The 19,296-nt window shown below is 70.5% G+C and carries 21 protein-coding genes; 11 read left to right on the plus strand and 10 right to left on the minus strand.

Annotated elements, in window-relative coordinates; all coding sequences use genetic code 11:
* Nucleotides 1-34: 34 nt before the first annotated feature.
* The 3 genes from Adu01nite_RS28945 to Adu01nite_RS28955 form a co-directional block, all read right to left on the minus strand.
* Nucleotides 35-1,291 (minus strand): M48 family metallopeptidase, encoded by a 1,257-nt coding sequence (locus Adu01nite_RS28945; protein ID WP_203731277.1) that lies wholly within the window; start codon nt 1,289-1,291, stop codon nt 35-37.
* Between the two features lie 19 nt (nt 1,292-1,310).
* The gene (locus Adu01nite_RS28950) at nt 1,311-1,532 is read right to left on the minus strand and encodes a hypothetical protein (protein ID WP_203731279.1); all 222 of its coding nucleotides are present in this window, start codon (nt 1,530-1,532) and stop codon (nt 1,311-1,313) included.
* A gap of 71 nt (nt 1,533-1,603) precedes the next feature.
* Nucleotides 1,604-2,989 (minus strand): NYN domain-containing protein, encoded by a 1,386-nt coding sequence (locus Adu01nite_RS28955; protein WP_203731280.1) that lies wholly within the window; start codon nt 2,987-2,989, stop codon nt 1,604-1,606.
* 104 nt (nt 2,990-3,093) lie between these two features.
* Between Adu01nite_RS28955 and Adu01nite_RS28960 the strand changes: the two genes are divergently transcribed.
* From Adu01nite_RS28960 to Adu01nite_RS28980, 5 genes are all read left to right on the plus strand, one after another.
* Nucleotides 3,094-4,878 carry a DEDD exonuclease domain-containing protein gene (locus tag Adu01nite_RS28960; RefSeq protein ID WP_203731282.1) on the plus strand — a complete coding sequence of 595 codons (1,785 nt, stop codon included), beginning with the start codon at nt 3,094-3,096 and terminating at the stop codon, nt 4,876-4,878.
* Between the two features lie 109 nt (nt 4,879-4,987).
* Nucleotides 4,988-6,784: a RelA/SpoT family protein gene (locus Adu01nite_RS28965; protein WP_203731284.1), complete on the plus strand. Its 1,797-nt coding sequence runs from the start codon at nt 4,988-4,990 to the stop codon at nt 6,782-6,784.
* Between the two features lie 94 nt (nt 6,785-6,878).
* Nucleotides 6,879-7,322, plus strand: a complete 444-nt coding sequence (locus Adu01nite_RS28970; RefSeq protein WP_203731329.1) for an NUDIX hydrolase — start codon at nt 6,879-6,881, stop codon at nt 7,320-7,322.
* The gene (locus tag Adu01nite_RS28975) at nt 7,319-8,164 is read left to right on the plus strand and encodes an NTP transferase domain-containing protein (protein WP_203731286.1); all 846 of its coding nucleotides are present in this window, start codon (nt 7,319-7,321) and stop codon (nt 8,162-8,164) included. Before Adu01nite_RS28970 ends, Adu01nite_RS28975 begins: the two co-directional genes overlap by 4 nt.
* A gap of 45 nt (nt 8,165-8,209) precedes the next feature.
* Nucleotides 8,210-8,497, plus strand: coding sequence for an Lrp/AsnC family transcriptional regulator (locus Adu01nite_RS28980; RefSeq protein ID WP_203731288.1), 288 nt, complete (start codon nt 8,210-8,212; stop codon nt 8,495-8,497).
* A gap of 155 nt (nt 8,498-8,652) precedes the next feature.
* Here the strand turns inward: Adu01nite_RS28980 and qcrB are convergent, their stop codons facing one another.
* Genes qcrB through ctaE form a run of 4 tightly spaced genes read right to left on the minus strand, consistent with a single transcriptional unit; the run spans nt 8,653 to nt 12,865 of the window.
* A complete protein-coding gene (gene qcrB, locus Adu01nite_RS28985) occupies nt 8,653-10,263 on the minus strand; it encodes a cytochrome bc1 complex cytochrome b subunit (protein ID WP_203731289.1) in 1,611 nt (536 codons plus the stop codon).
* Nucleotides 10,260-11,360 (minus strand): cytochrome bc1 complex Rieske iron-sulfur subunit, encoded by a 1,101-nt coding sequence (gene qcrA, locus Adu01nite_RS28990; protein ID WP_203731291.1) that lies wholly within the window; start codon nt 11,358-11,360, stop codon nt 10,260-10,262. The genes qcrB and qcrA overlap by 4 nt, the downstream gene beginning before the upstream one ends.
* Entirely contained in the window at nt 11,357-12,214 is an 858-nt protein-coding gene (qcrC, locus tag Adu01nite_RS28995; protein WP_203731293.1) for a cytochrome bc1 complex diheme cytochrome c subunit, read from the minus strand. The genes qcrA and qcrC overlap by 4 nt, the downstream gene beginning before the upstream one ends.
* Before the next feature lie 51 nt (nt 12,215-12,265).
* Nucleotides 12,266-12,865, minus strand: a complete 600-nt coding sequence (gene ctaE, locus Adu01nite_RS29000; protein WP_203731294.1) for an aa3-type cytochrome oxidase subunit III — start codon at nt 12,863-12,865, stop codon at nt 12,266-12,268.
* A gap of 107 nt (nt 12,866-12,972) precedes the next feature.
* Here ctaE and Adu01nite_RS29005 point away from each other — a divergent pair, with 107 nt between their 5' ends.
* The 4 genes from Adu01nite_RS29005 to Adu01nite_RS29020 all read left to right on the plus strand — a co-directional run bounded on the left by Adu01nite_RS29005 (nt 12,973) and on the right by Adu01nite_RS29020 (nt 15,862).
* Nucleotides 12,973-13,947 (plus strand): cytochrome c oxidase assembly protein, encoded by a 975-nt coding sequence (locus Adu01nite_RS29005; RefSeq protein WP_203731296.1) that lies wholly within the window; start codon nt 12,973-12,975, stop codon nt 13,945-13,947.
* Between the two features lie 54 nt (nt 13,948-14,001).
* A complete protein-coding gene (locus tag Adu01nite_RS29010) occupies nt 14,002-14,451 on the plus strand; it encodes a hypothetical protein (RefSeq protein ID WP_203731298.1) in 450 nt (149 codons plus the stop codon).
* Between the two features lie 44 nt (nt 14,452-14,495).
* A complete protein-coding gene (gene trpD, locus Adu01nite_RS29015) occupies nt 14,496-15,554 on the plus strand; it encodes an anthranilate phosphoribosyltransferase (protein ID WP_203731300.1) in 1,059 nt (352 codons plus the stop codon).
* Between the two features lie 110 nt (nt 15,555-15,664).
* Nucleotides 15,665-15,862 (plus strand): hypothetical protein, encoded by a 198-nt coding sequence (locus Adu01nite_RS29020; protein WP_203731302.1) that lies wholly within the window; start codon nt 15,665-15,667, stop codon nt 15,860-15,862.
* 52 nt (nt 15,863-15,914) lie between these two features.
* On the opposite strand, the gene Adu01nite_RS29025 is transcribed toward Adu01nite_RS29020, so the two are convergent.
* Together Adu01nite_RS29025 and ctaC are read right to left on the minus strand one after the other, a co-directional pair.
* A complete protein-coding gene (locus Adu01nite_RS29025) occupies nt 15,915-16,340 on the minus strand; it encodes a cytochrome c oxidase subunit 4 (RefSeq protein WP_203731304.1) in 426 nt (141 codons plus the stop codon).
* A gap of 10 nt (nt 16,341-16,350) precedes the next feature.
* On the minus strand, nt 16,351-17,205 hold the full coding sequence (gene ctaC, locus Adu01nite_RS29030; RefSeq protein WP_203731330.1) for an aa3-type cytochrome oxidase subunit II: 855 nt from the start codon (nt 17,203-17,205) through the stop codon (nt 16,351-16,353).
* A 285-nt stretch (nt 17,206-17,490) separates the two neighbouring features.
* Between ctaC and Adu01nite_RS29035 the strand changes: the two genes are divergently transcribed.
* Complete coding sequence (locus tag Adu01nite_RS29035; RefSeq protein WP_203731331.1) at nt 17,491-18,597, plus strand: cysteine desulfurase family protein; 1,107 nt, start codon at nt 17,491-17,493, stop codon at nt 18,595-18,597.
* Complete coding sequence (locus Adu01nite_RS29040) at nt 18,594-18,806, plus strand: sulfurtransferase TusA family protein (protein ID WP_203731306.1); 213 nt, start codon at nt 18,594-18,596, stop codon at nt 18,804-18,806. The genes Adu01nite_RS29035 and Adu01nite_RS29040 overlap by 4 nt, the downstream gene beginning before the upstream one ends.
* Here the strand turns inward: Adu01nite_RS29040 and Adu01nite_RS29045 are convergent.
* Nucleotides 18,799-19,296 carry a P-loop nucleotide/nucleoside kinase family protein gene (locus tag Adu01nite_RS29045; protein ID WP_203731308.1) on the minus strand — a complete coding sequence of 166 codons (498 nt, stop codon included), beginning with the start codon at nt 19,294-19,296 and terminating at the stop codon, nt 18,799-18,801. The genes Adu01nite_RS29040 and Adu01nite_RS29045 overlap by 8 nt on opposite strands.

The following is a 19,296-nucleotide window of genomic DNA, read 5'->3' on the forward strand; positions in this document are numbered from 1 at the left end:
GGAAAGTGCTTGGTGACCAACAGAGTGCGGCCCATCAGCGGTCGCCCCGGGCGTAGGCGCGGGCCGCGGCCATCCGCTCCACCGTGGACGGGTGCGAGGCGAACAGCAGGTGCTCCCAGGCCGGCGGGTCGGGGTCGGACAGGTTGACCGTGCCGAGGCGCCGCTGCATCGCCTCGAAGGCGGCCGGGTCGCCGGTCAGGTCGAGGGCGTGCCGGTCGGCGCGGGCCTCGATGCCCCGGGACACGAACGCCTGCACCGGGCCGGCCGCGAGGCCGGCCAGCGACACGATCGCGAGCAGCAACCCGATCGCCCGTGGCTCGCCGATCGAGTCGACGCGGGCCAGCCGCAGCAGACCGGCCCACGAGCCGAGCAGGTAGAGCGCGATCACCGCGGCGGCGGTGCCGAGCGCGCCGAGGATGGTGCCGGTGAGCACGTCGTTGTCCTTGGCGTGGCCGAGCTCGTGCGCGGCCACCGAGACGACCTCGTCGGGGGTGGCCTCGGTCAGCATGGTGTCGTAGACGACGATGCGCCGGGTCGGGCCGAGCCCGGACACGTAGGCGTTGACCGCCGTGGTCCGCCGGGACGCGTCGGCCACCAGGACGTCGCGCACCGGCACGCCGTCGCGCTCGGCGAGCTGGAGAAGCTCGGTGCGCAGCGGACCGTCGGCCATCGGGGTGAACTTGTTGAACACCGGCTCGACCAGCACCGGCAGCACGAACGACAGCAGCACGACCAGCCCGGCCGCCCCGGCCGCGCCGAACGCCCACCACCAGCGCGGCGCGAAGTGGGTGATCGTGTAGAAGCCGAGCAGCGCCACCGCCCCGATCACCGCGCCGACCGCCCACCCTTTGAGCAGGTCGATCGTCCAGGCACCCCAGCTCTGGGTGGAGATGCCGTAGCGGACCACGATGGTGTGCTGCCAGGCCGCGAACGGCAGCGTGACGACCTCGCCGGCGAGCGTGACGAGCAGGCCGCCGAGGACGGCCTGGCCGGCCCAGTTGCCGCCGAACGGCCGGCCGCCCTGGGTGACCAGCCAGGCGCCGAGCGGGGTGAGCCCGAGGACGAGCGCCACCAGCAGGCCGACCGCCATCGCGCCGTAGGAACCCGGGCGCAGCTCGGCGTGGAACTGCCGGGCCCGGGCGACCTGCTCGGCGGGCAGCCGGCCGAGCGCGGCGAGCTGGTCGGCCCGTGGCGCCGGCGGCCGGTGCCAGGGAATGGTCACGGCGGCGAAGACGGCGAGCAGCACGAGCAGGACAACGAGCGTGCCGGTGGCCCAGGCTCGGGGAGTCATCGCGCCATCTTAGAGTCGATCACGCAACGTGCCGATCGCGCCGGAACATCGGCACGACGACCGGCGGCGCGGGGGTCTCCAGCAACTCCACGTCGAAGCCGGCGAGCTCGAACGCCTCGATCGCCCGCAGCTCGGCGGGCATCAGGTCGGCAATCCCGTCGGGGGTGTCGATCAGTGCGCTGACCAGGCAACCCCGACACTCGCCGGACCGGCCGGCGCAGCGACCGCAGTCGATGATCATCACTCCTCCTCACCCGGGTGGGTGGACCACCATCGGTGACCGTCACGCTAGGCGAGGGGTATGACAAAAAATCAGGACCGGGCGAGGCGGCGCAACAGGGAGTCGGCGCCCATCGGGTAGGCACCGTGCCGGCGCACCCCGTCGGCGACCTCCCGGTCGGAGGAGATGACCACGATCGGCCGGCCGGCCGGTTCGGCCCGGACCAGCTGGCGGATCAGCTCGTCGGCGGTGTCGCCCTTGCGGGAGAACAGCACCCGGACACCGCGGGGTGCCGGCGGCAGCCCGTGGACCCGCTCGGCACCGTCGAAGACCACGGTGACCTCGTCGCCGGTCTGCGCCGCGATGCCGCCGAGCCCGGTGATGAGCCGCTTGCGCTGCTGCTCGAGGGAGATCTCGGCGAAGCCGCGCTTGGTCACGTTGTAGCCGTCGACGACCAGGTGCGCCCGGGGCAGGGCCAGCAGCTGGTCGAGGCGGCCGGGGTCGTCGGTGTCCTGGGCGCGGGCCCGGGACCGCTCGGGCGAGCCGGGCCGGTCGGCCGCCGTGTCGGCGACGAAATCGGCCGGCATCTTCTCGGACGGGCCGAGGGCCAGCTCGCGGCGCAGGCCGGAGGCGGCCTGCCCGATGGTCTCGATGAGCAGCCAGAGCCGCGTGTCGTCGGCGGCCCGGGCTTCCTTGGCGGCCTGCTTGCCGGTGGAGGCCAGGGTCTCCGCCTCGGCCAGGCGGGTCTTCAGGCGGCGGACCTCGGCCTCGTGCTCCGCCGTGATCCGCGACGCGCGCCCCTTCTCGGAGGCCAACAGGTCGCTCGCGCGCTTCTGCGCGGCCTGCGCCTCGCGCAGCGCCTTGGCCGTCGCCCGGGACTCCTCGCGCAGCTGGCCGAGCTCCTCGCGGACCCGGGCGAGCTCGTCGCGGAGCTTGTCCGCCTCCACCCTGGCAACCGCGCGGTCGTGCTCGGCCCGGGCGACCCGGTGCTCGGCATCGCGGATCTGACCCGCCACGGCGGCGCTGTCGGCCTCGGCCCGGACCACGTCGCCGGCGCCCTCGACCAGCTCCCGCCAGCCGTCCGGCCGGACCAGGTAGGCCAGGGCCGCGACCTCGATCGGGTCGGCGGCGGCCGGCGCCATGCCGGACGCGACGGCGGCACCCAGGTCGCCGGCCTCGGTGACCACCCGGCCGCTGATCCGCTGCCGGAACAACGGGTCGGAGGTCAGCTGGGCAGCGATCTCGCGGCCGCCGAGGCGGGCCCGGCGATTGGGCGCGAACCGGGCGACCCGGCGCAGCGCGACCGGGACCTCGTCGCCGGGCAGGCCGGGCAGGGCCGCGGCCGCCAAGGTCATGATCCGCTGGCGGACCGGCTCCGGGAGAATCGGCTCCGGGACAAACTCCACGTCCTGAGCAAGCTCGGCCTGGATAGCGGCGTCCCCCTCGGGGGCGTCACCAGGAAACGAAGGCTCGGACATCTACCTATTCTCACACCGTGGGCAGTAGAAAAGCTTGTCGAAGCAAGTGATCTTTTCCGGCCGTCCGGACGTTTCTGTCGTACCCCCTCTCTAATCTCCCCGGCGTGGCACAACCCGCATATGTCCAGGGCACTCTGGACACCCTCCTGACCGATCCGGCCGCGCACTCGCTGGCCGACACCACCTTCGTGGTGCTCGACCTGGAGACCACCGGCGGCGCGGCCGACGGCGCCGGGGTCACCGAGATCGGCGCGGTCAAGGTCCGCGGCGGCGAAGAGCTGGGGGTCTTCGCCACGCTGGTCAACCCGGGTGAGCGGATCCCGGCGTTCATCACGGTGCTGACCGGCATCACCGACGCCATGCTGGCCCCGGCCCCGTCGATCGAGACGGTGCTGCCCAGCCTGCTCGAGTTCCTCCGCGGGGCGGTGCTGGTCGCGCACAACGCGCCCTACGACGTCGGCTTCCTCAAGGCGGCCTGCGCCCGGCACGGCTACCCGTGGCCCAACCCGAAGGTGCTCGACACGGCCGCGGTGGCCCGCCGCGCGCTGACCCGCGACGAGGTGCCCAACCGCAAGCTGTCCACGCTCGCCCAGTTCTTCCGCTCGCCGGTCCAGCCCAACCACCGCGCCCTCGACGACGCCCGGGCCACCGTCGACGTGCTGCACGGCCTGATCGAGCGGCTGGGCAGCTTCAAGGTGCACAACCTGGGCGACGCCATCGAGTTCGCCAAGGCGGTCACCCCCACCCAGCGCCGGCAGCGGCACCTGGCCGACGGCCTGCCGCACGTGCCCGGGGTCTACGTGTTCCGGGCCGCCGACGACCGGCCGCTCTACGTCGGCACCTCGAAGGACATCGCCACCCGGGTGCGCAGCTATTTCACCGCCAGCGAGAAGCGGGCCCGGATCTCCGAGATGCTCGGCGCGGCGACCCGGGTCGAGGCGGTCGAGTGCGCCCACTCGCTCGAGGCCGAGGTGCGCGAGCTGCGGATGATCGCGGCGCACTCCCCGCCGTACAACCGAAGGTCCAAATATCCCGAGCGGGTCGTCTGGCTCAAGCTCACCACCGAGGCCTGGCCCCGGCTGTCGGTGGTCCGCAAGCTGGCCGACGACGGCGCCGCCTACCTGGGGCCGTTCTCGTCGCGGCGCACGGCCGAGCTGGCCGCGGCCGGTGTCTACGACGCCCTGCCGCTGCGCCAGTGCAGCCACGCCCTCTCGGTCCGCACCCCGACGCCGGCCTGCGCGCTGGCCGAGCTGGGCCGCTGCCCGGCGCCCTGCGAGCACCGGATCACCCCGGAGGCGTATGCATCGACCGCCGCCCTGCCGTTCCGCACCGCGATCCACGGCGACCCGGAGATCGTGGTGGCGGCGCTGATGGGCCGGATCGACGCGATGAGCGAGGCCCGGCGCTACGAGGAGGCCGCGGTCCTGCGGTCCCGGCTGATCGCGCTGCTCCGGGCGACCGTCCGGATGCAGCGATTGTCCGCCGTCACCCGGCTGGCCGAGGTGGTCGCCGCCCGCCGGGACACCGTCGGCGGCTGGGAGATCGTCGTGGTCCGGCACGGCCGGCTCGCCGCGGCGGCCACCTCGCCGCCCCGCCAGCACCCGCGGCCGACCCTCGACGCGGTCCGGATGACGGCCGAGACGGTCCTACCCGGACCGGGTCCGGTGCCCGCCGCGACGGCCGAGGAGACCGAGCGGATCCTGGCGTGGCTCGAGAAGCCGGACACCCGGTTGGTGGAAACCTCCGGCGACTGGGTGTCACCGGTTCGTGGCGCCGCGCGCTTCACTACCCTGCTCAACCGGGCAGAAGCCGCGGCATCGGGCAAAGACTCGGCCGTTCGCTCATCCGTAACTGACCGTTCGGATGACGCTCGCTCGCTTAGGCTGTAAGGCAAGTGGATTCACCCGGCGAAGTTGGGGTGAGTTCACGGCGATTTGCCAGGCGGATTCGCTTCGCGGCCTTCGAGCCCGGGGCGGCCGAGCGGTGAGGGGGTGTCCAGTGGACGTCGACGCCGGCCACGGCGCCGCCCTTGGACGTGCCCTCCCCACGCAAGCGCCCGCCGCGAAGGACCTGCCGCTCGGTAAGCGGCTGCGGTCCTTCCTGAGCTTCCCGGGCAACGACGAGGACCCGGTCGCCAAACTCACCAAGACCCATCGCGGCATCCATCCCTCCGCCGACGCCGGCGTGCTGCGGCGCAGCTACGCCATTGCGGAAAACATGCACCGCGGCCAGATGCGCAAGTCCGGCGATCCGTACATCACGCATCCGCTCGCCGTCGCGCAGATCTGCGCCGAGCTCGGGATGGACACCACCACCCTGGTCGCGGCCCTGCTGCACGACACGGTGGAGGACACGAGCTACACCCTGGAGGCGCTGCACAGCGACTTCGGCCCCGAGGTGACCCACCTGGTCGACGGGGTGACCAAGTTCGACAAGGCGTTCTACGGAAAGGCGGCCGAGGCCGAGACCATCCGCAAGATGATCGTCGCGGCCGGCAAGGACGTCCGGGTGCTGGTGATCAAGCTGGCCGACCGGCTGCACAACATGCGCACGCTGGACGCCCGCTCCCCCGCCTCCCGGGCCCGGATCGCCACCGCCACCCTCGACGTGCTGGTCCCGCTCTGCGACCGGCTCGGCATCCAGGCGCTGAAGCGCGACCTCGACGACGTGGTGCTCTACCACCTGGAACCGGACTCCTACGCGCGCATCGACGACCACGTGCAAAATCGCCCCGGCTGGCAGGACTACCTCGCCCAGGTGAGTTCGAAGGCACGGTCGGCGCTGCGCCGGTCGCGGGTGACGGCCGAGGTCACGGCCCGGCCCCGGCACTACTACTCGATCTGGAAGGACACCGTCGCGGGCGGTCACGCCGTCCCGTTCGACCTGCCCCGCATCGCGGTGATCGTCGACGGCCCGGCCACCGACTGTTACGCCGCGCTCGGCGCGATCCACGGTCAGTGGCGTCCGGTGGCCGGCCGGTTCAAAGATTTCATCGCCTCCCCGAAGAACAACCTCTACCGGTCGCTGCACACGACCGTGACCGGGCCGGACGGCCGCCTGGTCGAGGTGCTGATCCGCACCGAGCAGATGCACCGCTACTCGGAGTTCGGGGTGGCGACGACATACCGCTACCCGAAGACGGCGGAGACCACCGATCCGTCCGGCGCCGACCAGCTGTCCTGGCTCAAGCGGGTGCTCGACTGGCAGCAGGACACCGACGCCGCCCAGTTCCTCGCCTCGCTGCGATGCGACCTCGCCGAGGGGCAGATCACCGTCTTCGCCCACGGCCAGGCGTTCGAGCTGCCCAGCGCCTCCACCCCGGTCGACCTGGCCTACGAGTTGAGCCCCGACACCGGCGACCAGTGCCTGGCCGCGACGATCAACGGCCGGCTCGCTCCGCTCAGCTCCCCGCTGCGCGACGGCGACGTCGTCGAGATCTTCGCCGAGACCGACGAGCACGTCGCGGTCGAGCCGAACGCACCGCGCGGCCCCCGCAAGGAATGGCTCGGCTTCGTCAAGTCCAGCCAGGCCCAGATGCAGATCAACCGATACTTCGACGAGAAGAACGAGCCCGGCATGAGCATCGCCGACAAGGTGAAGCTGGGCCGGGCGACGATCGGGCTGACCCTGCGCAAGCACGACCGGGGCCTGGCCAGCGAGGTGCCGCTGCGCCGGCTGGCCGAGGAGTTGGGCTACCCCGACCTGGAGACCATGCTGGTCGCGGTGTGCGAGCGCAACCTCGAGCCGGACATGGTGGTCGAGCAGCTGATCGCCCTCGTCGACCACCCCGACTGAGCACACAGCGGGCCCGGCTAGCCTTGCGCACGTGAGTATTCCTCGGCGGGTGCGCGGCTTGGCGTACCAGACGTTCTATCGACTGCCGGGGTCCATGCGCCGTCGGGTGGCGCGGATGGTCGCGCCGAAGTTCCTGGTGGGCGCGGTCACCGTCCTGCACGACTCGGAGGCGGCCGCCGACTCCGCGCGCCTGCTGCTGCTGCGCCAGCCGTCGCATCACGGCTGGGGCCTGCCGGCCGGCCTGCTGAAGAAGAACGAACATCCGGCGGCGGGCGCGGCCCGCGAGCTGTTCGAGGAGTCCGGGGTGCGCGTTCACCCCGACGACATGACCCCCGGCAATCCGAACGCGATAGTCCACGTCGTCGGCGTGGTCGACACCATCTTCTTCGCCTCGGTCCCGGCCTCGGAGACGACCCTCGTCGTCGACGGCGCCGAGGTCCTGGAGGCGGCCTGGTTCCCGGTCGACGACCTCCCCCGGCTGACCGTCAACACGTCCCTGCTGCTCGGCCGCTACGGCATCGGCCCGCACGCGAAATGACGCCGGCGACGCCGCCGCTCTGCGGCCTGATCCTGGCGGCCGGCGAGGGCCGGCGTCTGCGGCCGCTGACCGAGCTCGTGCCCAAGGCTCTCTGCCCGGTCGGCAATGTCCCGTTGCTCGACCGCGCGCTGACCCGCCTGGCCGGGCTGGGCCTGCGGACTCCCGAGCGGGTCGCCGTCAACGCGGCCTACCTGGCCGACCAGGTCGTCGCGCACGTGCAGGCCCGGGCGCACGTGTCGGTCGAGCCGGACGGCCCCCTGGGCACCTCCGGCGGCGTGGCCCGGCTGCGACCGTGGATCGACGGCCGCGGCATCCTGGTCGGCAACGCCGACGCCTACCTGGCCCACCCCACGAGCGACCCCGGCAAGGACATCGCCGCCATGCTGGACGGCTGGTCCGGCGAGACGGTCCGGATGCTGACCAAGCCCTGCCGCGACGGCGAGAGCGGTGGTTTCTCCGGCCGCCGCTTCGCCGGCTTCTCGCTGATCCCGTGGCGCTATGTCCGCGATCTCCCGGACGGCGACGGCAGCCTGGTCCGCACGGTCTGGCGCCCGGCCGAGGCGGCCGGCGAGCTGGAGCTGATCCCGCACGAGGGCGTCTACATCGACACCGGCACCCCCGCCGACTACCTGAGAGCCAATCTCCACGCCGCCGGCCACTCCAGCCTCATCGACCCCACCGCGGCGGTCAACGCGCCCGTCCACGACTCCGTGATCGGCCCGCGGGCCCGCATCAACGGCGCGGTCACCCGATGCGTGGTCTGGCCAGGCGCGGAAACGTCGCCGGACGAAGACCTGACCGACGTGATCCGCGCCCCCGGGCTGACGGTCAGCGGCCGATAGCATGGTCACGAACATTTCCCGCTCTCATCGCCGAGGAGCCTCCAGGTGAACACCGCGATCGTGCACATCGACTGCGCCACCGACTCGATCCCCGAGGTCGCCGAGGCGCTGGCCGCGCTGGACGGCGTCAGCGAGGTCTACTCGGTGGCCGGCAACGTAGACCTGATCGCGATCGTCCGGGTCCCGAAGTTCGACGACATCGCCGAGGTCATCGCCGGCAAGATCTCGAAGACCCCCGGCGTCCTGAACACCGAGTCCCACATCGCCTTCCGCGCCTATTCGAAGCACGACCTCGAGGACGCCTTCGCCATCGGCCTCCCCGACGCCGACTGACGCCCCGGGGTGACCCGGCAGGCTCGCCGTCGCGGGCGCGCTGAGGGTGACCAGCGACGGTGCGGTACCGAGCAGGCGGGTGCTGCTTGCTGGGGCGTACGCATAAAAAAGCGGAAGGGGCCCGCCGAAGCGGACCCCTTCCCGTTGTTCTCGGCTCAGTGGCCGGTGGTGATTTCCTCGCGCGATTCCTTGCTGGTCACCGGCGGGACCGCCGGGGAGACCGGGGCCTCGGCCGGCTTCTCCACCGGGAAGAAGAAGCCCTTGATCGCGGGGGCCAGGGCGCCCACCCGGTTCATCTTCTTCGGGACCACCCAGCCGCCGTATTCCAGCGGGACCGGGTGGCCGTGGTCGTCGACCGGGCCCAAGGGCTGGTGGACCTCGATGAACTGGCCGTTCGGGAGGCGGCGGATGATGCCGGTCTCCACGCCGTGCGCCAGGACCTCGCGGTCGTGCTGCTGGAGGCCCAGGCAGATGCGGATCGAGAGGTAATACGCCAGCGGGGGCAGGACCAGCAGGCCGATGCGGCCGGCCCAGGTCATCGCGTTCAGGCTGATGTGGAACTTGTCGGCGATCACGTCGTTGCCGCCGGACAGGGTGGCCACCAGGAAGAACGCCAGCGACATGGCGCCGATGCCGACCCGCTCGGGGTTGTCGCGCGGGCGCTGCAGCAGGTTGTGGACCTGCTTGTCCTTGAGGCGTCGCGCCTCGATCCACGGGTAGAACATCGGGACCGTGGTCAGCGCGCCCAGGCCGACGACCGCCGGCCAGAACAGCGGCGGGATGCTGTAGTCGCCGATGTAGATCTGCCAGTTCGGCATGAGACGGACCAGGCCGTCCATGAACATGACGTACCAGTCGGGCTGGCTGGCCGAGGAGACCTCGGACGCGCGGTAGGGGCCGAAGAGCCAGATCGGGTTGATCTGGAACAGGCCCGCCATCAGCGCGACCGTGCCGAAGACGGCCATGAAGAAGCCGCCCTGCTTGAGGGCGTACCGCGGGAACATCCGCTCGCCGACCACGTTGGTGTTGGTCCGCATCGGGCCCGGCCACTGGGTGTGCTTCTGCGCGAAGACCAGGCCCAGGTGGACGCTGATCAGGGCGAGCAGGCCGCCGGGGATGAGCAGCACGTGGGCGATGTAGAACCGGCCGATGATCAGGTGGCCGGGGAACTCGCCGCCGAAGATCGAGGCCGAGATCCAGGTGCCCGCGACCGGGATGGAGAGCATGATCGCCGAGGCGATGCGGAGGCCGGTGCCGGAGAGGCCGTCGTCGGGCAGCGAGTAACCGGTGAAGCCGGCCAGGAAGCCCAGCAGGAACAGCACCACGCCGATGGCCCAGTTCGCCTCACGCGGCTTGCGGAACGCGCCGGTGAAGAAGATGCGGCACATGTGCACGACGATCGACGCCATGAACAGCAGCGCCGCCCAGTGGTGCATCTGCCGCATGAACAGGCCGCCGCGCACCTCGAAGGACAGGCGCAGGGACGACTCGTAGGCGGCGGACATCTCGACGCCACGCAGCGCCGAGTAGGGGCCGTCGTACGCGACCTCCTTCATCGACGGGTCGAAGAAGAGGGTCAGGAAGACACCGGTCAGGAGCAGGATGATGAACGAGAAGAGCGCGATCTCACCGAGCAGGAACGACCAGTGGTCGGGGAAGACCTTGTTGAGCAGCCCCCGCAGCGGGGTGGCCGCCTTGTAGCGCTCGTCCACCCCCTTGGCGAAGGTGATCGGCGCCTGCGCGAGATCAACTTTCTTGCGCTTCACGGCCGCTCCCAGAAGTCCGGTCCGACGGTGTCCTTGTAGTCGGACTTTGCCACGAAGTAACCTTCCTCGTCCACGCCCAGCGGCAGCATCGGCAGCCGCCGGGTCGCCGGGCCGAAGATCGGCTGCGCGTTCCGCGTGATCATGAACTGCGACTGGTGGCACGGGCAGAGCAGACGGTTGGTCTGCTGCTCGTACAGGCTGGCCGGGCAGCCGGCGTGCGTGCAGATCTTCGAGTAGGCGACGTAGTCACCCCACATCGAACCGTTGTTGCGCCGGTCGGCGTCCGCATTTTCCCTGGTGAGGGCCGCGTCGTCGGGGCGCAGGTGGATCAGCAGGGTCGGCGAGTCGGCCCACTCGTTGGTCGCGCCGCCGGGGATGCCGGGGAAAACCGTCATCTGACCGCCGGTGCTGACGTCCTCGGGGCGGATCGGGCTGCCGTCGTCGCGGGTCAGCCGGACCACGTTGCCGCCGTTGTTCGCCTTGTTGAAGCCGGTGCTGAACATGATCGGCGGGTCGTCCTTGTGCGGGTTCTCGATCAACCCACCGATCAGCGGTGCCGCGGCGGCCAGGCCGATCGGCGCCATGCCGATCGCGATGGCGCCCTTGAGCAGCGGCCGGCGCTGCACGCCCTGGCCGAGCTCGTCGCCGACGAAGAGGATCGTCTGGCCGGTGATCAGCTGCTCGTCGCTGGGCGACGGGTCGTTGTGCCGCTGCTGGATCGACACCTCGTGCGGCAGCAGCTTCTTGGCCCAGGCCAGGATGCCGAAGCCGACCCCGAACAGCGAGACCGCGAGCGAGATGCCGAGCAGCGGCGTGTAGTAGTCGCTCATCGTCTCGCCGAGCTCGAAGCGCCACGGCCACCAGATGTAGAAGCCGAGGAACGCGAACCCGCCCACGCCGGCGATCAGGAACAGCAGCGCGATGTTGCGGACGACCCGCTTCTCCGCCTTGCTGTCCGTGCCGTGGAACTGCGATTCGTACGTGACGATCTCGATCTCGTCGCGCCGCGCGCCCTCTTTGACGATCTCGAACCGGCTGAGCCGGGGATCGCTCACGTCGACCGGCTCGGTCGACGACTCGTCGTGCATGGTCGTCATGACTTCCCCGCAATCCACAGCGTCGTGAAGACCAGGATCGTGATGCCCACCCCGAAGATCGCCAGGCCCTCGGTCACCGGGCCGTAGCGGCCCAGGTTGAACAGGCCACCCGGGTCCCGGTCCTGCTGCAGCTGGACGGTGACGTAGGTGATGAGCTCGCGCTTCTGGTCGGGCGTGAGCTGGTTGTCACCGAAGACCGGCATGTTCTGCGGGCCGGTCAGCATGGCCGCGTAGAGCGTCTCGGCCGTGGCGTCGTGCAGGGCCGGAGCGTACTTGCCCGAGGACAGTGCGCCACCGCCGCCGCCGAAGCCGTGGCAGGAGGTGCAGTTGACCCGGAACAGCTCACCGCCGCGCGCCAGTGCCTCGGGGTTCTCCTTCAGGTCCTCGGTGAACTTGCCGTCCGAGGGGAGCTGCGGGCCGCCGCCGAGTTCCTGGATGTACTGACCGAGCTGCTTGGTCTGGGTCTTGTCGAACTGCGGCGTCTTCTTCTCGGCCTGGGCCTCCTGGCGGGTCATCGGCATGCGGCCGGTGCCCACCTGGAACTCCACCGAGGCCGAACCGACGCCGATCAGGCTCGGGCCGCGACCGGTGACACCCTGCGCGTCCCGCCCGTGGCAGGTGATGCAGCTGTTGTCGTACAGCTGCTTACCTTCCTGCGCGGTGGCGGAGAGCTCGCTGTTGTCCTCGGCGAACGCGCCGGGGGCGAAGGCGGTGTATACGCCGCCGGCCAGGGCGAGCGCGGCAAGCATGCGCACCACCGCCCCGATACGACGACGCGCCCGGCTCGGCGCGGTACGACGCCGGGTGAACAGGCCCCGGAAGCGTCGCCGGCCGGCGGGGGATCCTGAAGTCATCAGCTGTGTCCCTCTGGGTTTTGACCTGGACTACTCATGGACGGATGCGGGTCACTGCAGCCAATAGATCATGGCGAACAGGGCGATCCACACGATGTCCACGAAGTGCCAGTAGTACGACACGACGATCGCCGACGTGGCCTGGGCCGGGGTGAACCGGCCCATGGTCGTACGGATCATGTAGACGATGAAGGCGATGAGACCACCGGTGACGTGCAGGCCGTGGAAGCCGGTCGTCAGGTAGAACATCGAGCCGTAACCGTCGCCGTTGAGCTTGATGCCCTCGTGGACCAGGTTGCGGTACTCGTTGGCCTGGCCGAGCACGAAGATCAGGCCCATCACGAAGGTGATGGTGAACCAGCGCCGCAGCGCGTGCACGTCGCCCTTCTCCGCCGCGAAGACGCCGAGCTGGCAGGTCACGGAGGAAAGCACGAGGATCACCGTGAAGGTGGTCGCGTACGGGAGCTTGAGCTCCGGCGTGTGCTCTTCCCACATGCTGTAGTCCGCCGCGCGAATCGAGAAGTACATGGCGAACAACGCCGCGAAGAACATGAGCTCGCTGGAGAGCCACACGATCGTCCCGACACTGACCATGTTCGGCCGGGTCAGGGAGTGGATCCTGCTTTTGTCGATGGCTGGGGCCGCTGTCACGAGGCTCATTATTGCCCCGCGATCAGTCCAACGTGCCGCGGGGGGCGGAATCCGCCACGTGTCGCAGCCCGGAGTTACGTCCGCCAACCGGAAAGGCCTAGCCTCAGATGGTGCTGCAAGGCGAAACCTCTACATGGTGGGCCGCGGGCGGGGATACTGTCCTTCCGCCGTTCACCGCGGCGTCCCTCTTCACCCAGATCGACCTGACCAGCCTGATCGCGCTGTTCCTGCTGATCGCGGCGGCCCTCTACGGGTACGGCGTCTACCAGCTGCGGATGCGTGGTGATCACTGGCCGCCCGGCCGGACGGTCGCGTTCGTCGTCGGTGGACTGGGCTCGATCGCCGCGGTCACGGTCACCGGGGTCGAGGCGTACGACACCACGCTGATCTCGGTGCACATGGTCCAGCACATGGTTCTTTCCATGGTCGGGCCGATCTTCCTGGCCCTCGGCGCGCCGGTGACGCTGGCCCTGCGCACCCTGCACGGCGCCCCGCGCAAGACACTGCTGACGGTCATCCACAGCCGCTACGTGCAGGTGCTGACGTTTCCGCTGGTGGCGTTCGGGATCTTCGTGGCGAACCCGTTCATCCTCTACTTCACCGGCCTCTACCGGCAGACCCTCGAGCACGCCTGGCTGCACGAGTTCGTCCACGTGCACTTCATCGTGACCGGCTGCCTGTTCTTCTGGCCGCTGCTCGGGCTCGACCCGCTGCCCAACCGGTGGCCCTATCCGGGCCGCGCGCTGCTGATGGTGCTGTCGGTGCCGTTCCACACCGTGCTCGGCCTGACCATCATGCAGAGCAAGACGCTGCTGGGCGGCGACTTCTACCCGAACCTGCATCTGACCTGGTCCGATCCGTGGAACGACCAGGTCACGGCGGGCGGCATCCTGTGGGCCGGCGGCGAGATCGTGAGCGTCACGATGCTCGGCATCCTGGTCCTGCAGTGGATCAAGCAGTCGGAGCGGGAGGCCCGCCGGATCGACCGGGCGCTGGACCGGGAAGAGGCCGAGGAGGCCGCTCGTGCCAGAAAGATCACAGAACAGGCGGCCGCCGTACGACCACGGCCGGACGGCGATTAACGCGGTTCGGTACGATCAGCTCGCACCTACGACGTGGAACCGGGGCCAGATTTCATGAGCGACGCAAAGGCGACTCCCGGACCGGACACCTACACGGTCCTGCTCTACAGCGACGACATCGCGGTCCGTGACCGGATCCGGATGGCGATCGGCACGCGCCCCGCCCTCGACCTCGCGGTCGAGTTCGTCGACGCCTCCACCTGGGAGGAGTGCCGCATCATCCTGGACAAGTACGAGATCGACCTGATGGTCCTGGACGGCGAGGCCACCCCCGCCGGCGGCCTGGGCATCGCCCGGCAGACCAAGGACGAGTACGCGACTCCCCCGCCGATCTGCGTCGTGCTGGCCCGCGCCGCCGACCGCTGGCTCGCGGCGTACGCGCAGGTCGACCAGACCCTGACCTACCCGCTCGACCCGGTCACCACCGGCCAGACGATCGCCGCCATGCTGCGTGCGCGCCGCAACGGGGCGATCCCGCTGGGCACGCTCGGGCACCTGGGCTGATCCGCACACCTCCAACCCCGTACCCCCGGACGGAAGGCCCCGCCATGGGCGCACGCACCTGGCCGAATCTGACTAGCGCGCTGCTGCGCGGCGAGGAACTCGCCGGCGCCGACACGGGCTGGGCGATGGGCGAGATCATGGCGGGCAACGCCTCCCCGGTGCAGATCGCCGGGTTCGCGATCGCGTTGCGCGCCAAGGGCGAGACGCCCGCCGAACTGGCCGGCCTGGTCGACGCCATGCTGGCCAACGCCACCCTGGTCGAGCTGCCGGAGAAGACCCGCACCGACGCGGTGGACGTGGTCGGCACCGGCGGCGACCGGGCCAACACGGTGAACATCTCCACGATGGCCGCGATCGTCACGGCCGCGGCCGGGGTCACCGTGGTCAAGCACGGCAACCGCTCGGCCTCCTCGACGACCGGCACCGCCGACCTGCTCGAGCACTTCGGCATCCCGCTCGACCTCGGCCCGGCCGGCGTGGCCCGCACGGTGAGCGAGGCGGGCATCGGGTTCTGCTTCGCGGCCCGCTACCACCCCGGCATGCGGCACGCCTCCGTCCCGCGGCGCGAGCTGGGCGTGCCCACGTTCTTCAACGTGCTGGGCCCGCTGACCAACCCGGCCCGCCCGACGGCGGCCATGGTCGGCTGCTTCGACGCCCGGATGGCGCCGGTGATGGCCGCGGTGTTCGCCCGGCGCGGCGACTCGGCGCTGGTGGTGCGGGGTGAGGACGGGCTGGACGAGTTCACCACCGCGGCGCCGACCCGGGTGTGGAAGGCGAGCAACGGCACCGTCGAGGAGCTTCTTCTCGACTCCGTCGACCTGGGCCTGCCCCGCAGCCAGCCGGCCGACCTGCGCGGCGACGACGTGGCGTTCAACGCCCAGGCGGCGCACCGGACGTTCGCCGGCGACAAGGGCCCGGTGCGCGACGCCGTGGTGCTCAACGTCGCGGCTGCCCTCGCCGCGCACGCGGGCTTCCCCGGCGACCTGAGCGAGACGCTGCGGGCCGGAATAGCCCGGGCCCAGGACACGATCGACTCGGGCGCCGCGACGGCGCAGCTGAGCCGCTGGGTCGCCGCAGCAAAAGCCGCGAAGGCCGCCGAGTAACAAATCACAGCGGACACGCCGTCGTTAATGCTCCAGAATGCCGGAATTACGTGGCAGCGTCTGAATCACATTCGGGTAATTCCACCTTCCGGTGAAGAGAGGAGCCACCCGTGTCGGAACGCGAACCGCGCTGCGTCATCTGTGACGGCGACATGATGTTCGAGGTCCCGCCTCGCCCGGACGACCTCGACGAGTGCCCCGAGCTGGTCTGCACGAGATGTGGAGCGGCCGAGGTGGTCGCCCCGATCGTCGTCCACCTCTCCTGGAACCCGCAGGCCCAGGTCCCGCACCAGCGCCGAGCCGCCTAGAAACGAAGAAGCCCGCGTCCCCTCGGGGGCGCGGGCTTCTCGGCAGTCGGATTCAGTGCTCGGCGGTGTGCCGTGTGCCCGAGTAGTACTCGAAGAGCATCGAGCTCGCCGAGAAGATCACCAGGATCAGGCCGGCGGCGATCAGCCACCACATCCAGAACACCAGGCCGAGGGCGGCGATGGAGGCCGACAGGGCGATGCCGAACGGCCAGTAGCTGCCCGGGCTGAAGAAGCCGATCTCGCCGGCGCCCTCGGCGATCTCGCCGTCCTCCCGGTCCTCCGGCCGCAGGTCGATGCGGCGGGCGACGAACCAGAAGAAGCCGCCGCACATCGAGCAGAGCAGGCCGGACATGATCAACGCGACCACGCCGATCCACTCCACCTGGCCGGTCTCGCCGTGCGTCCAGAAGCCGTAGAGCGCGGCCGCGGCGAACAGGAAGCCGGCGACACCGACGAAGATCTTGTATTCGGTCTTCACGTCGCGTTCCCTACTTTCCCGCGGCGACGGTGTTGGACTGGTTCCAGCTGCTCGCCTGGCGCCGGGTGTTCAGCGGCTCGGTGGTCACCGCGTACGCCTCTTTGCCGGTGAAGCCGATGGCGGCCATCGCCTCCTGAGTGGTGGCGCCGCCCTTCTTCGCCGTGAGGTATTTGTCGAACCTGTCGGGTGAGACCACGACCAGCTCGAACTGCATGAAGGCGTGGTAGGTGCCGCACAGCTCGGCGCAGCGGCCGACGTAGCGGCCCTCCTTGTCGAGCGTCACCTCGAAGACGTTGCGGGCACTGCCCGGGAAGACGTCGCGCTTGAACAGCATCTCCGGCACCCAGAACGAGTGGATGACGTCCTTGCTGGTCTCCTCGAACCGGATCTTCTTCCCGGTCGGCAGGACCAGCAGCGGGATGACGTCGGCCGAGCCGACCGTCGAGGCCACCGTGTTGGCGTCCTTGCCCATGCCGTCGCGGTAGTCGAACTCCCACTGCCACTTGAACGCCACGACCTGGACGACCTGGTCGGGGTTCTTCGACAGCTTGTCCACATCGGTCTGCACGATGGCGGTGTAGTAGAAAAGCACCGCCACGATCAGGATCGGGGTGACCGTGTAGAGAACTTCCATCGGCATGTTGAACCGGGTCTGCACGGGCAGCTCGTCGCCGCGCTTGCGGTACCGGATGACACACCAGAAGATCAGGCCCCACACGAAGACGCCGACGATGAGCGCCGCGATGACCGAGGCGATCCACAGGTCGTACATCTTGTGGGCCTGCAGGCTCACGCCGCGGCTGGGCCAGCCGAAGTTGCCGAATGCTTTCCCGACACCCTCAATGGAACAGCCCGAGAGCAGCATCAGCAGCCCCGCGGCACCGAGACCGAGCCCGGCGATCCGGACTCCTGCTCGCGGCCGAGCGGCCTGACTTTTTGCGCCCACCTGCTTATGCCTCCTTAGCAGCGCCGCCGCCCGAAACGGACACCAAGCGGCAAGGCGTACCGACGGTCGCACATTACTCGACCAAGCCCGGCCGTCAGGTTACGGGGGTCGGATCTTCGGCCGCCCGCGACTACACCTCGACAACCGGACGATACCGTTCCCGGAGTGGAATACACGGGCGTTCCCGCCGGAGCGGCGGCTTATATGGACGCGGCCAGCGCGGTTCCACTTCATCCGGTGGCCGCCGAGGCGCTGGTCGCCGCGCTCGCCGACGGCTGGGCCGACCCGGCCCGCCTCTATTCCGCGAGCCGGCGGGCCCAGCAGCTGAGGGATGCGGCGCACGCCGCGCTGGCCGAGGCTTTGGGGGTACGCCCGGACGAGGTGTCACTGTGGCCCTCGGGTACGGCGGCGGCGCAGGCGGCCGTACTCGGTGGACTCGCCGGCCGGGCCCGGCGGGGCGACACGCTGGTCCATTCGGCAATCGAGCATTCCGCCGTCCTGCATGCGGCCGCTCGTGGTAGGGCGGCCGAGGTCGGGGTGGACCGGCTGGGCCGGCTCGACCTGGACGCCTGGGATCGAGCGGTCTCGGCACCCGGGGTGGCTCTGGCCGGCCTGATCAGCGCCAGCCACGAGGTGGGCACGCTGCAACCGGTGGCCGCGGCGGCCGACTACTGCGCCGAGGCCGGGGTGCCGCTCTTCGTGGACGCGGCCCAGTCGATCGGCCGGGTGCCGGTGCCGCCGGGCTGGTCACTGCTGAGCGCGAGCGCGCACAAGTGGGGCGGGCCGCCGGGAGTGGGCGTACTCGTGGTGCGCAAGGGAGTGCGGTGGATCTCACCGTACCCACAGGATGATCTTTATCGCCCCGGCGTTCCCGGTGCCCTGGACCTGCCGGCCGCGGTGGCCGCCGCGGCGAGCCTGCGCGCCGTTCTCGGCGAGGCGCAGGCCGAGGCCGTGCGGTTGTCGGCCCTGGTGGACCGGATCCGGGAGCGGGTGGCCGCGACCGTGCCGGACGTCGAGGTGGTCGGCGACCCGGTGCAGCGGCTCCCGCACCTGGTGACCTTCTCCTGTCTCTATGTGGACGGGGAGGCGTTGCTGCACGCGCTGGACCGGCAGGGGTTCGCGGTGTCGTCCGGCTCGTCGTGCACGGCGTCGACGCTGCGGCCGAGTCACGTGCTGGAGGCGATGGGCGTGCTCAGCCACGGCAACGTACGGATCTCGCTGCACCGCGGCACCACGGCGGCCGAGGTCGACCGCTTCCTGGCGGTGCTCCCCGGGCTGGTCGCGGCGATCCGGGCGGAGGCCGGGATGTGATCGAGCTCGACTGCCTGGGCCAGAAGTGCCCGCTGCCGGTGATCGCCCTGGCTCGGAAGATCCGCGATGTCGGGGTCGGCGAGGTCATCCGGGTGCTCGCCGACGACCCGGCCGCCGCCAACGACATCCCGGCCTGGTGCCGGATGAAGAAGCAGGAATACCTGGGCTCACCGGCGCCCGACGCCTTCGAGGTGCGCAGGCTCAGCTGAGGTACGCGACCACCGGCGCGACCGGCTCCTTGGCCAGGAACGTGTCCACCACCAGGCGCGGGCCCAGGTACGGCTCGTACTCGTTCTGCCGCTCCAGGACCCGGACCCAGTCCGGGATGCCGTCGTGGTCGCGGGCCGCATAGCGGGCCTCGACCCGCCGCCGGTGCTCGGTGTCGTCCCCGCAGACCACCTCGACCACCCGCAGCGGCACGCCGGCCCGCTCGGCCACCGAGGTCCACAGCTCGCGGGCCGCCTTCACCGGGCTGACCGCGTCGATGAGCACGTGGTGGCCGATCCGGAGTTGCTCCTCGGCCAGCGCCGCGACCACGCCGTAGGCGGCGTAGCCCGGGCGCGGCTCGGTGACCCCGTAGCGCTGCAACGCGAAATCGACGGTGTCGACGGCGAGCACCGCCGCGGGCAGCTCAGCGGCCACCCGCGCGGCAAGCGTGCTCTTCCCGACACCGGGCAGCCCGGCGAAAACGGCAAGCAT

It is taken from the genome of Paractinoplanes durhamensis (assembly GCF_016862175.1).
Classification (GTDB): domain Bacteria; phylum Actinomycetota; class Actinomycetes; order Mycobacteriales; family Micromonosporaceae; genus Actinoplanes; species Actinoplanes durhamensis.